The organism is Burkholderia sp. Cy-637 (assembly GCF_011753175.1).
Lineage (GTDB): Bacteria > Pseudomonadota > Gammaproteobacteria > Burkholderiales > Burkholderiaceae > Burkholderia > Burkholderia gladioli.
In genome coordinates this window covers 50,629-61,232 of record NZ_VWWC01000026.1, presented here as the reverse complement: position 1 = coordinate 61,232, position 10,604 = coordinate 50,629, and the positions used below count along the sequence as shown (strand labels likewise).

The following is a 10,604-nucleotide window of genomic DNA, read 5'->3' as shown; positions in this document are numbered from 1 at the left end:
CTGCTGGGGGCGACGCTGGCCGGCGGGGCTGCCGCGCGCGAGCGGCAGGTCGGCGCGGCGGTGCAGCGACGCGCCGCGACCCCCGACGAGATGGTGTGAACGGCCGCGCGCGCCCGCTCAGGCGCTGGTGCGCGGTGTCCAGCCCAGCTCGCGCCGGGCTTTCCGGTTGGAGACCTGCTCGTTGTCGTCGACGATGTTGAAGATGCCCGTCGCGTTGCCGCGCAGCGCCAGCAGCGCGGCGCGCGCCGCGTCCTCGACATGCACGGCCGGCGCGCCCGGCGGCGTGTCGGCGCCGGTATCGGGGCCGTACAGGCGCCCGTAGCGCAGCACCGTGCCGCGCAGCGGCGAGGTGGCCAGCACCGCATGTTCCAGGGCGACCACGCCGCCCACCGAGATGCGCCGCGCGCCTTCGGCGTCGGTGTCGAGCGGCTGCTCCTCGCGATACGGCTGCTCGCCCGGCGCGTAGGCCCAGGCGATGCTCTGCGCCACCATGCGGCGGCAGCCGGCCGTCAGCGCGGCCAGCACCAGGTTGAAGCTGCCCTGGCTGCGGATCCGCGCGTTGTCGACCACCGCCTGCGCCATGCGCGCCGGATCGAGATCGCGCGGCAGGTCGGTCAGCTGGTGGATCACCGCGTCGGGGGCGATGCGGCCCAGTTCGCGCGTGAGCGCGTCGACGTCGAACACGTCGACCATCACCGGCCGCGCGCCGAGGCTTTCCAGCAGCGCCGCGCGCGCGGGCTGGCGGGTGGCACCATGCACTTCATAGCCGGCCTCGACCAGCAGCGGCACCAGCACACGGCCGATTACGCCGGAGGCGCCGGCGACGAACAGTCTTTCACTCATGAGGGGACTCCCGAACGGTTGCCGGCCGCCGCCGAAATCGGGCGCGAAGCGCGCGAGGCGGCGAACCATTGGGGCTAGCGTAAGGGCGCGCATGGCCTGCGCGATAGAGCCAATTTCGATCAAAATGGGCAGGACATTGTCCATGACGCGAAACCCGCCTTCGTGCTTCGTTGCACGCGCGGGAGCGATGTGCCAACCTTGACGGCCGGATCACGCGGCGCCCGGCGCCGCCCTTCAGGAGTGCACCGAATGCGCAATTCATGCCGGATCGAGACCAAGCTGCCGCAAAGCGGCATTTCCGTCTTTTCCAGCATCGCGGAGCTGGCCGCGAAACACGATGCCGTGAACCTCTGGCAGGGCGCGCCCTCGTTCCCGACCGACCCGGCGCTGCTCGCCATGGCCGGGCGCGCCATGCAGGCCGGCTTCAACCAGTACGCGCCGATGGCCGGCTATCCGCCGCTCAAGGCGGCGCTGGCCGAGAAGACCGAGCGGCTGCACGGCGCGCGTTATCGGGCCGACAGCGAGATCACCGTGACCGCCGGCGCGAGCGAGGCGATCTATGCCGCCATCACGGCGCTGGTGCATGCCGGCGACGAGGTGATCTTCTTCGAGCCCGCCTTCGAGGTCTACGAGCCTTCGATTCGCCTGCAGGGCGCCACCCCGGTGGCGATCGGCATCCACCTGGATACGCTCGCGATCGACTGGGACGAGGTGGCCGCCGCGATCACGCCGCGCACGCGGATGATCATCGTGAACACGCCGCACAACCCGACCGGCGCGCTGTTCGGCGCCGAGGACATCGCGCGGCTGATCGCGCTCACGCGCGACACCGACATCGTGATCCTGTCGGACGAGGTGTACGAGCACATGGTGTATGACGGACGCGAGCACCTGAGCCTGGCGCGCTACCCGGAGCTGGCCGAGCGCAGCGTGATCGCGCTCTCGCTGGGCAAGACCTATCACGCCACGGGCTGGCGCGTCGGGTATTGCCTGGCGCCCGCCGAGCTGAGCACCGAGATCCGCAAGGTGCACCAGTACGTGGTGTTCTCGGCACCGGCGCCGTTGCAGGCCGCGCTGGCCGAGCGGCTGGCCGAGCCGCGCAGCTATCTCGACCTGGCTGCCTTCTACCAGGCCAAGCGCGATCGGCTGGCGGCCGCGATGGCCGGCTCGCGGCTGGAACTGCTGCCTTGCGGCGGCAGCTTCTTCATGCTGGCGCGCTTCGATCATTTCTCCGAACTCGGCGACCAGGACTTCGTGTTCGAGCTGCTGCAGAAGCACGGCGTGGGCGCGATCCCGCTGGCCAGCTTCTACCAGGACCGGCGCGATACCGGCATCATCCGCCTGAGCTTCTGCAAGGACGACGCCACGCTCGACGAGGGCGGGCGCCGGCTCGCGGCGGTCTAGCCCCCATCATGGCGACGCGCCGCCCGGCGCTGCGTCAGCAGTTCATCAGGATCTTGCCGATCGCGTTGCGGCTTTCCAGGAAGCGATGCGCCTCGGCGCCTTCCGACAAGGCGTAGCGCGCGGCGATCACCGGGCGCACCTCGCCCGCGCGTATCTGCGCGAACAGCTCGGCGGCGCGCTCGCGACGGATCTCGGCGCTGGTCAGCACGTTCCATAGATCGCCGCCCGTCAGCGTCAGCGAGCGGTCCATCAGCAGCCGCGGATCGACCGGATCCGGGTCGCCCGCCGCCATCCCGTAGAACACCACCGTGCCGCCGATGCGCGCGGCCGCCAGGCTCGCGCCCAGCGTGCGGCCGACCGAGTCGTAGACCACGTCGGCACCGCGCCCGTCGCCCAGCGTGGCGAGTGAGGCCGGCCAGTCGTCGTAGCCGGCCACCACGTCGGCGCCGGCCTCGAGCACGGCCTGGCGTCGCGCGCCGCTCGAGGCGATGCCGAGCACCGTGGCGCCCAGGCACTTCAGCATCTGCGTCAGCAACAGGCCCACGCCGCCCGCCGCCGCGTGGACCACGGCCAGGTGGCCACGCGCGACGCGGAAGCTGTCGCGCACCAGGTATTGCGCGGTCAGGCCCTGCAGCAGCGTGGCCGCCGCGATCTCGGCGCCGATGTCCTCGGGCAGCGGGATCAGGCGATCCACGTCGACCGCCACCAGTTCGGCGTTGGCATAAGGCATGTCGGCGAAACCGACGCGCGTGCCGCGCGGGAAACGCGTATCGCCCGCGGCGGCCGCTTCGATCACGCCCGCGCCTTCGTAGCCGAGGATCCAGGGCGCGCTGCCGCTCAGGTGGTAGTTGCCGTTGCGGCGATAGACGTCGGCGAAGTTCAGGCCGACGCTCTCGATGCGCACCAGCGCCTGGCCCGGCCCCGGCACGGGGTCGGGACGCTCGCCCCACTGCAGGACTTCGGGGCCGCCGAATCGGTCGAAAAACAATGCGTGCATGGATGCGCCTCGTGGACGATGGACGGGCTGCGCGCCCGGCTGATGGAAACGGGTGCCGTCGTGCGGCTGCGAGAGCGTAGCGCATCGGCACGGTAGCGTCGATGCGCGCGGCACCGCGATGGTGCGCACGCGCACCATCGCGGGAGCGGCCCGGGGCGGCGGCGCTTGCGTGCTGGCGCCCGGCGGGCGGGTCGCTGGATAGGCGGCTTGGCAATTTCCCTTGTGGATACAAGAGCCTGGCGATGACCATATTCACCATCTGGGTAAATTGGTCTGGTGTTTGCTTGGAAACGACGGAAACAGCAGAAACAACAAGCAAGGCAACCGCATTACCTACGGGCGACACCACCATGGCCAATCCACGCGCAATCGTCGACCTGACGCACGAAGTCAGGCGCCTCGCCACCGGCAAGATCGGCGACATCAACGACATCAATCGCGAAACCACCTTCCTCGCGCTCAACGCGCTGATCGAGGCGGCGCGCGCCGGCGAGGCCGGCAAGGGGTTCGCCGTGGTGGCCAACCAGGTGAAGCATGTCTCGAAGCGGATCGGCGAGATCACCGACATCCTCAACAAGGAACTGGCCGGTTCGCTGACGCGGCTGACCGAGCTCGGCGACAGCATGATCGATCGCATGCACGCGCACGACGGGCAGCGTTGTGCCGATCTCGCGCTGAACATGATCGATATCGTCGACCGCAACCTCTATGAACGCTCCTGCGACGTGCGCTGGTGGGCCACCGATTCGGCGGTGGTGGATTGCGTGACCTACGACAGCGAGGAGATGAGCCGGCACGCGAGCGAGCGGCTGTCGGTGATCCTCGACAGTTATACGGTCTACAAGGATCTGTGGGTGGTGGACGCGCAAGGCACGGTGATCGCCAGCGGGCGCGGCGAGACGTATCCGGTGGTCGGGCAGCAGGTGGGCGGGGCGAAGTGGTTCGAGGCGGCGCTGGCCACCGGCAGCGGGGCCGATTACGTGGCGTTCGACGTGGAGGCCCTGCCGCAGTTGAGGAATGCGCAGGTGGCGACCTATGCCACCGCGATCCGCGAGGGCGGCGAGGCGAACGGGCAGGTGCTCGGGGCGCTGGTGATCTTCTTCGATTGGGCGCCGCAGGCCGCGGCGGTGGTCAAGGGCGTGAGACTGAGCGAGGAAGAGTGGGCGAGGACGCGCTGCCTGATCGTGGACTCCTCGTTTCGGGTGATCGCGAGTTCGGATGGGGAAGGGGTGTTGCAGGAGACGTTCCGGTTGAAGACCCATGGCGAGGCGACGGGGTTTTATCGCGAGGCGGATGGCGGGACGGTGTCGTTCGCGGCGACGCCGGGGTATGAGACGTATCGGGGGTTGGGGTGGTTCGGGGTGGTGTGTCAGCGGGCGGTGGGGGCCGGGGCGGCTGAGTTGATTTGAGTGCAAGCTGGCGTGCCGGGTTGCTGGGCTGGGCGATGCCTGGATTCAGCGTGGATTGGGCAAGGCGTTGGCTGCGCAGAGCGGGGGCGTGTCGAGTAGTGCGGCCTTGGCGGCGAGCAGGCCGGCTTCGTCGGTTTCGAAGCGGCGTAGCCAACTGTTCGTGGCTGCCGGGGTGTTGTAGACGGGGGCGTCGCCGTTGATGGTGCCGCGTTGCAGGTTTGCCATCGCGCTTCTGCGGATTGGCCGCAGGGCAGCGTCGAGGATGACGTAGGCGGGTGGATTGGACGGTGGTGTGCTCTCGTCGTTCGAGATGCCGCTTTCCGGCAAGACGCCGCCCCGGATGACGACGCCTGAACCGTAGTCGCCGATCGAAAACCAGTTCGGAGGCAGATGAGCGCGAAGCGTTTTCAGGCCGCCCGCGGCTTCGAGCATCGGCTTGCTGATTGCGGTGAGCCAGTCGATCGTTTTCAGTTGTCCCTTGAGCGCTCGGACCGATAAGTCCGCGGGGAAACCGACATCGAGGCCGGGCATTGCCTGACTCGCCCAATACTCCGTGGCCTCGTTTTCCTCGCGCGCGGTGGGCGAGAGATTGGCGGCGATGCCGGCATGGCCGTGCGACGCCTCGAGCCATGTCGCGGCTTCGTGGAAAAGCTTCGCGAACGCATCGGGGCGCTCCTGTACGGCGAACACTGGCCACGAGAACCACAGGACATTGAGGCCGCGATTGCCGAGCGCTTCTTGCCATCGGCGCTGGCCGCCGATATGGAATTCCCACAAGCTTGCGTCGGTCGGGAGTTTGCCGCTCATGAAATCGAAGTCGAATCGATCTTCAGGGCCGAGGCGCGTCGCGGCGGCGCGCAGGGATTTCACCTTCGACATCGGCTGGGCGGCTTTGCCATTGCTCCACATGTAGCTGAGCTTCTCGCTGCCCATCGATATCACGAACTCGTCGAATGTTCGGGCGAGCGCTTCGCGGATGGCCGGGTCGAATGCATGTTCGAAATAGAGGCATGCGCGGACTACGAAGGCTGCGCCAATGCCGTCATGCGGATAGCGAGGTTCGAGGAGGGCGTTGGCGACCAATGCGCGGGATTGGTTCGCCTTGGCCCATTTCAGAAAATCCTGTGTCGGGTTTGCCATGAGGAAAGGGCTCGAATCCGGTTATAGAGGCGCGGGAAGTGGCGGAGTTACCGGCGGCATGCCGAACAACCTCTGCGTTGGCGGCCTCGAATTGAGGAGCGCCCGAAGTGAGCGTCCAAGTTCGGAAAGTGCGTCTGACACGACTGCCCTGATCGGATTTTCGCCTTCGTCGTCGTTGGAGCAGTCGCAGTTTTGTGGCCCTAGGACGACAAGCTTGTCTGGTGATCCGGCGATCGTGGCGTAATCTTCGGCCTGCCCGAGATCGGGAGCCTGTGGTGGAAACTTTACTTCGACGAGGCTTTTTATATTGTCCTGCGTAGGCGGCAATGAGCCATTCTGCACGATCACGACGTCCGGTCGACGGATGGCACCGGAGCCTGCCCGATAAGCCTTCTGCCCGCCGAGCCAGTATTTCGCGATCCAGCCGGGAAGGTAGGGATGGGCTTCGAGAGGAGGGTGGGAGCGCATGATGGGAGCGGGCGGTACCTGCGACATGTCGTAATTGACCTCGGCCTTATACGGACTTTGCCAGTCCATGCTTCGATCGACATCGCGGAGATTGCGAGACACGCATTGCTGTTTGAGGTGCTGACCGGATGCGCCTCTGTCTGGCTCGCGCGAACAGACACAGATCGCTTTGCATACCACTTTCTTGTCTATCGGATCGAGTCCCACCGTGCGAAGCTGGACCAATGTTGTTCGACCGCCTTGCGCTGTCGATCCTGAGGCGGAGCCGATTCCATATGCGCTTCCGCTCATTGGTCGCCTGCTCCTCCTCTGACTTGTGTCGATGGGGACGCGAAACGTAACGAGGCCGGCGATTCTGCTTCATGCCATTGGGTATAACCGTTTTCGTCTGTTCGTCCCGAGATCACGCTGCCGTCGGATGCGTGCAGTGTGTATGGATGGTTTGCAATCGATCGGCCGGTTGCCTCGTCCATGACATGGAATCGGCCCTGGTATAGCCCGGGGTTGTCGTTCACCGTTTGGTGGCTCACCGCGGGGCTTTTGACGCGCCACGGCTTTTGCGTGGGCTCCGCCGTGGCGCTTGCCTGGGATGCGATCAAACGCGCGCCGCAAGCGGTCCTGTCGCCTTCGAAGGCGGGCGGTTTCCCGTCCATGTCCATGCCGCGCGGCAGAATGTGGACGATGGGATAGACGCCATCGCACATGGGACAGAACACCATGTCGCCAAGCCTCGCGACGGGCTTGCCGTCGATGAGTTGAGCTTGGGAACAGTCAAGGACCCGGCCGCCGTGATCGGTGGTGTCGCCCTCGCGAATAAAAGCGCTCATGGCATTTTCCGGTTATGGAACGCCGCAACTCTACGCTCGATTGTTTGATTAATAGCGAGATAGGGGAGGGGCGCGGGAAAATGCCGCAAGTTGGTGTGGGGCGCATGCGAGGCCGCAAGATGCGGTACGCGGATTTTTTCCACTGGAGTTATCTTCAAGCTTGGATATGCGTCGCAATCACACATCGCTGCTGATGGCCTACCTGCTTAGAATCGCTCGTCATTTCTTCCATGCGAAGCGGAAATGGCGAACACCTACGTATATGCCGGTCATCCAGATATGACGCCGGCCGAATTGTTTTTCTTCATCGCGGTTCAGGAAACCTCCAAGCAGGTTGGAATTGACGACATCGAGGGAGTTGTTCTGATTCTGTCCGGTTGGCCGATCCTGCCGACGCGAGGGAAATTTGCAGGGGCAACGAAGGGTACCTCCGTTGCATCTGTCATGGCGCGCTCACTTTTTCGTTTCGAATTCAAGCGACGTGTTCTTCCCACGATGACACTCGAAAGTATCAAGTCCTTGCGGATCATTCTGACTCGTAAATTGAGCGTGTTCGTCGGTCGCGCCGTGCCAGGGCTCGGCTGGATTTTGCTTGCACGCGATGCGTTTGCGATCGTTCGCAACACAGTCATCAAATACAATTCACTGGTCGAGAGGGAGGACCAGGTGCCGTGATAAAAGATGCGTCTTGGGATGCTGTAACGATGTTTGTTCGGGCAGAGGTGGGCCTCGGCCCGACTGCAGTCCTGACACCCGCTACGAGGCTATGCGAAGACCTCGGCCAGACCGGTGACGAAGCCAATGACTTCATTGAAAATTTTTTCAAGCATTTTGAAGTCGATGCCGGCGACTTTGATTTCCATCGCTATTTCCTCATGGAGGGTGAGGGGCTGTTGTATTCGGCTTTTCGACGGTGGATCTTGCGAAAACCCCACACTCGCAAACGCGAACCGATCACGCTGGCGATGCTTCATCAGGTTGCTGTCAGCAAGCGGTGGAATTCTCAGGTGATCTCGAAAACGGCTTCGTGATCACGAGGCACCTCGATACGGATCGGGCCGTCTTCGGTCAGGACCGTCTTGGCGCTTTTGCCATTGCGTTGATTGCTCACCTCAGCTGGCTTGGCCGCGCCCGACGCGTAGCCTAGGTGGTGATTCATTTCACCACCCAGCGCGCGCTCGATCAGCGCTTTCTTGAGTGCCAGCGTGGCGGCGTTGATGGCATCGGCCGTCATCGGGCCATTGCCGAACTGCTCCAGCAGCTCGGCGGGAATCGCCGGCAACTCGGCCGGCGTGGCTTTCGGTTTGCGAGGCATATGTTCTCCTTGGGACAGGAATATGCCTCGAACACAAAATTACGGACAGGCCTCGAACAGTGGACATCGATAAAGAGGTGGGCACCATGCGCCTGCTGGTTGGCGGCGATCTCCAGTATTTCGTGGATTTCAGTCACTCGCACAACGCGCCCGTAAAAGAATGGATAGAGAAGCAATTGGCGGCCGGCTTGCTCAAGGTTCGTAAAACGAACTGGAATGACGTCACGCTGCCCGGTGAGGCGGAGGCCCACGCGCTGATGCTGGAAGAGCGCGAGCGATCGGCCAAGATCAGGCAAGAGGGCTACGCCCGTCGCGCGGCCGCCGTCACGGGCAAACAATCAATGGATGGACGAGCGCAATGATGTTGAACACGTTAACGATGACCGAGGCACAAGAGCAGGACGCGCGCGCCAAGGCGTTCTATCTGATCAAGAAGTGGACGAGCCTCACCTACCTGGAGCACGCCGTCCAGTTGTATCGGGATTTTCTCGACGCCTACGCCAAACGGATGGACTCGCCGAGCCCCAATCAGGACGAACTCGAGAAAGCTTACACATATGACTTTCTCGGCGCGTTGGTGCAGATGGATCAAGGTATTGATATCTTGCGCCGAGGCTTGGACAAGCGATCGGCCTACGGCGCGTTGATTGCCGGGAGCGCGGAAGTCGGCGATGTCTTGTTTGGGCGAACTGCAGATGAAGTTGGCAGAAAATACGATCCGTTTTTTCTGGCCTTGGGCTTGAAGAACAACACCTACAGCGACCCAGAATTTGCCAAAGGGTTGGTACACGGTGTCTGGATCCAGCAATTGATGTGCTACGCACTGGATTGCTCGATCGCCTTTGGTTTTGAAGGGCTGATGGCCTACGAAACAGACACGGCTACCGGAACTCGCGTGTTCGAGTATTGGACCTATGAATCCCTGTTTCAGGATGTACCGCTTCCAGCTTGGAAGTATTGGCCGCCGGGGCGTAAGTATCCAGCCGATCTTCCCGCATGCCCCGCCAAGAACGAATCCCGGGTCGGCGAAGTCGCGAGCGGCGAGGAAATCCCCATCGAGGGAATCTGGGAGCCATGGTTTCCGGCTGGCAAGGTTGGCTGCCCGAATTACTTCCTTAAGGGCAGTGTCGCCCACACGTATTTATTGGAAGGCACGAACGACGAGTACGAGGTACGCTGGCGCTTGCTATGGGAAGATACCCGCTATCGGGACGGTAGCATCCCTGAGGAAGAGTCGACCTACTTCCCCCAATCCGTCGCGCAGACGAGTTTGCGCGCCTTGCCCGGGGAAGCGTGTCCGCGTACTGGTCGTTGGCAAAGTCCGGCTGTGAAGGATTCGGTTCATGTCGAAGCGGGAGAGCCGATGCCAGGCCCTCAGCACACCTCATGGGGCATGGTCATTTGGCACTATGTGGATCCGCAACCGCAGGCCTGAATCTCTCCGGATGGTCGGAGTATGGCAGTAACCGCGAAATTCTACGCACATAGTGCCCCAGCCTGAGAAACATCACGCTTGCGTCCGCAACCTCCACACTTGCGAACGCAGCCACGATGACACTAGACGCGATTGACCTCGACCTCCTGCCTCTGACGGCGACGCATGTCTTCCCGAACGGCAAACGATCATTTGACCCAGACGGCAAACGTCGCCTGGTCGAGGCGTGCTTCCAACCCGGTGCATCGCTGTCGGGCTTTGCCCTCGAGGCCGGAGTGAACGCAAAACAGTTGCGCAAATGGGTCGTTTTTTGCCGCGCGTAGACGCGAGGAGGCGACAGGAAAGGCGATGGGATCGGGGAAGAGCTTGCGAAGAGGGTAGGATCGGCGATAGAGAAGCAGTGCAAGGCTGCCGGCTACACGCAGATTCGAGTCGCGGATGCTCTAGAGCTGGGGAAAGAGACGGTTTGCCGGCGCGAACTAGCCGGAAGTAAAACACGCCGTGGCGCGACTTGAACAGGTGGGGCAGCTTATGCACGCGGGCGGTGGCCCACAAGATGGCTCACCGCGCGCGCAAAGACAAAGGCCCGCGTCTCTTTTGAGAGCGGGCCTTCGCGTAATGATGGTGGCGAATCAGGGATTCGAACCCCGGACCTGCGGATTATGATTCGGCGTGTGTCGCGGTAAGTTACTGAAAACTAAGAGAATTCGACCGTAAACGAGCGAAATCAAAAGTTGTTTAGCGTCAGTAGTTTACCGTAATTTTG

At 63.4% G+C, this 10,604-nt stretch carries 11 protein-coding genes, 1 tRNA gene and 2 pseudogenes; 7 read left to right on the top strand and 7 right to left on the bottom strand.

The features are described from left to right. Positions 1-117 precede the first annotated feature (117 nt). Positions 118-843, bottom strand: coding sequence for an NAD(P)-dependent oxidoreductase (locus F3J10_RS10575; RefSeq protein WP_025096939.1), 726 nt, complete (start codon positions 841-843; stop codon positions 118-120). A gap of 249 nt (positions 844-1,092) precedes the next feature. Here F3J10_RS10575 and F3J10_RS10570 point away from each other — a divergent pair, with 249 nt between their 5' ends. Then, positions 1,093-2,247, top strand: coding sequence for a methionine aminotransferase (locus F3J10_RS10570; protein WP_025096940.1), 1,155 nt, complete (start codon positions 1,093-1,095; stop codon positions 2,245-2,247). Positions 2,248-2,281: 34 nt separating this feature from the next. On the opposite strand, the gene F3J10_RS10565 is transcribed toward F3J10_RS10570, so the two are convergent. Then, entirely contained in the window at positions 2,282-3,244 is a 963-nt protein-coding gene (locus F3J10_RS10565) for a quinone oxidoreductase (protein WP_167242022.1), read from the bottom strand. Positions 3,245-3,594: 350 nt separating this feature from the next. On the opposite strand from F3J10_RS10565, the gene F3J10_RS36520 reads away from it, so the two are divergent. Continuing rightward, positions 3,595-4,653, top strand: coding sequence for a methyl-accepting chemotaxis protein (locus tag F3J10_RS36520; protein ID WP_025096942.1), 1,059 nt, complete (start codon positions 3,595-3,597; stop codon positions 4,651-4,653). Between the two features lie 45 nt (positions 4,654-4,698). Here the strand turns inward: F3J10_RS36520 and F3J10_RS10555 are convergent, their stop codons facing one another. From F3J10_RS10555 to F3J10_RS10545, 3 genes are all read right to left on the bottom strand, one after another. Next, positions 4,699-5,793 carry a type VI immunity family protein gene (locus F3J10_RS10555; RefSeq protein WP_167242021.1) on the bottom strand — a complete coding sequence of 365 codons (1,095 nt, stop codon included), beginning with the start codon at positions 5,791-5,793 and terminating at the stop codon, positions 4,699-4,701. 21 nt (positions 5,794-5,814) lie between these two features. After that, positions 5,815-6,330 carry a VRR-NUC domain-containing protein gene (locus F3J10_RS10550; RefSeq protein WP_345791201.1) on the bottom strand — a complete coding sequence of 172 codons (516 nt, stop codon included), beginning with the start codon at positions 6,328-6,330 and terminating at the stop codon, positions 5,815-5,817. Positions 6,331-6,548: 218 nt separating this feature from the next. Next, a complete protein-coding gene (locus F3J10_RS10545; RefSeq protein WP_166913269.1) occupies positions 6,549-7,088 on the bottom strand; it encodes a PAAR domain-containing protein in 540 nt (179 codons plus the stop codon). Between the two features lie 243 nt (positions 7,089-7,331). Between F3J10_RS10545 and F3J10_RS10540 the strand changes: the two genes are divergently transcribed. Next, a complete protein-coding gene (locus tag F3J10_RS10540) occupies positions 7,332-7,763 on the top strand; it encodes an STM2901 family protein (protein ID WP_167242019.1) in 432 nt (143 codons plus the stop codon). Beyond that, positions 7,760-8,119 carry a DUF1493 family protein gene (locus F3J10_RS10535; RefSeq protein WP_345791200.1) on the top strand — a complete coding sequence of 120 codons (360 nt, stop codon included), beginning with the start codon at positions 7,760-7,762 and terminating at the stop codon, positions 8,117-8,119. The genes F3J10_RS10540 and F3J10_RS10535 overlap by 4 nt, the downstream gene beginning before the upstream one ends. On the opposite strand, the pseudogene F3J10_RS10530 reads toward F3J10_RS10535, so the two are convergent. After that, positions 8,101-8,403: pseudogene (locus F3J10_RS10530) on the bottom strand (transposase); the annotation flags it as partial. The gene F3J10_RS10535 and the pseudogene F3J10_RS10530 overlap by 19 nt on opposite strands. Positions 8,404-8,462: 59 nt before the next feature. Between F3J10_RS10530 and F3J10_RS10525 the strand changes: the two are divergent. The 3 genes and pseudogenes from F3J10_RS10525 to F3J10_RS10515 all read left to right on the top strand — a co-directional run. Then, positions 8,463-8,765 (top strand): hypothetical protein, encoded by a 303-nt coding sequence (locus F3J10_RS10525; protein ID WP_205200241.1) that lies wholly within the window; start codon positions 8,463-8,465, stop codon positions 8,763-8,765. Then, positions 8,762-9,838: an Imm72 family immunity protein gene (locus tag F3J10_RS10520; protein ID WP_167242018.1), complete on the top strand. Its 1,077-nt coding sequence runs from the start codon at positions 8,762-8,764 to the stop codon at positions 9,836-9,838. Before F3J10_RS10525 ends, F3J10_RS10520 begins: the two co-directional genes overlap by 4 nt. A gap of 116 nt (positions 9,839-9,954) precedes the next feature. Next, a pseudogene (locus F3J10_RS10515) lies at positions 9,955-10,143 on the top strand (transposase); the annotation flags it as partial. 317 nt (positions 10,144-10,460) lie between these two features. Here F3J10_RS10515 and F3J10_RS10510 read toward each other — a convergent pair. Then, a tRNA-Met gene (locus F3J10_RS10510) sits at positions 10,461-10,550 on the bottom strand. Positions 10,551-10,604 lie beyond the last annotated feature (54 nt).

Coding starts and splice junctions, on each gene's coding strand:
- F3J10_RS10575 (WP_025096939.1), bottom strand. CDS start 843: ATGAGTGAAAGACTGTTCGTCGCCGGCGCCTCCGGCGTAATCGGCCGT.
- F3J10_RS10570 (WP_025096940.1), top strand. CDS start 1,093: ATGCGCAATTCATGCCGGATCGAGACCAAGCTGCCGCAAAGCGGCATT.
- F3J10_RS10565 (WP_167242022.1), bottom strand. CDS start 3,244: ATGCACGCATTGTTTTTCGACCGATTCGGCGGCCCCGAAGTCCTGCAG.
- F3J10_RS36520 (WP_025096942.1), top strand. CDS start 3,595: ATGGCCAATCCACGCGCAATCGTCGACCTGACGCACGAAGTCAGGCGC.
- F3J10_RS10555 (WP_167242021.1), bottom strand. CDS start 5,793: ATGGCAAACCCGACACAGGATTTTCTGAAATGGGCCAAGGCGAACCAA.
- F3J10_RS10550 (WP_345791201.1), bottom strand. CDS start 6,330: ATGGACTGGCAAAGTCCGTATAAGGCCGAGGTCAATTACGACATGTCG.
- F3J10_RS10545 (WP_166913269.1), bottom strand. CDS start 7,088: ATGAGCGCTTTTATTCGCGAGGGCGACACCACCGATCACGGCGGCCGG.
- F3J10_RS10540 (WP_167242019.1), top strand. CDS start 7,332: ATGGCGAACACCTACGTATATGCCGGTCATCCAGATATGACGCCGGCC.
- F3J10_RS10520 (WP_167242018.1), top strand. CDS start 8,762: ATGATGTTGAACACGTTAACGATGACCGAGGCACAAGAGCAGGACGCG.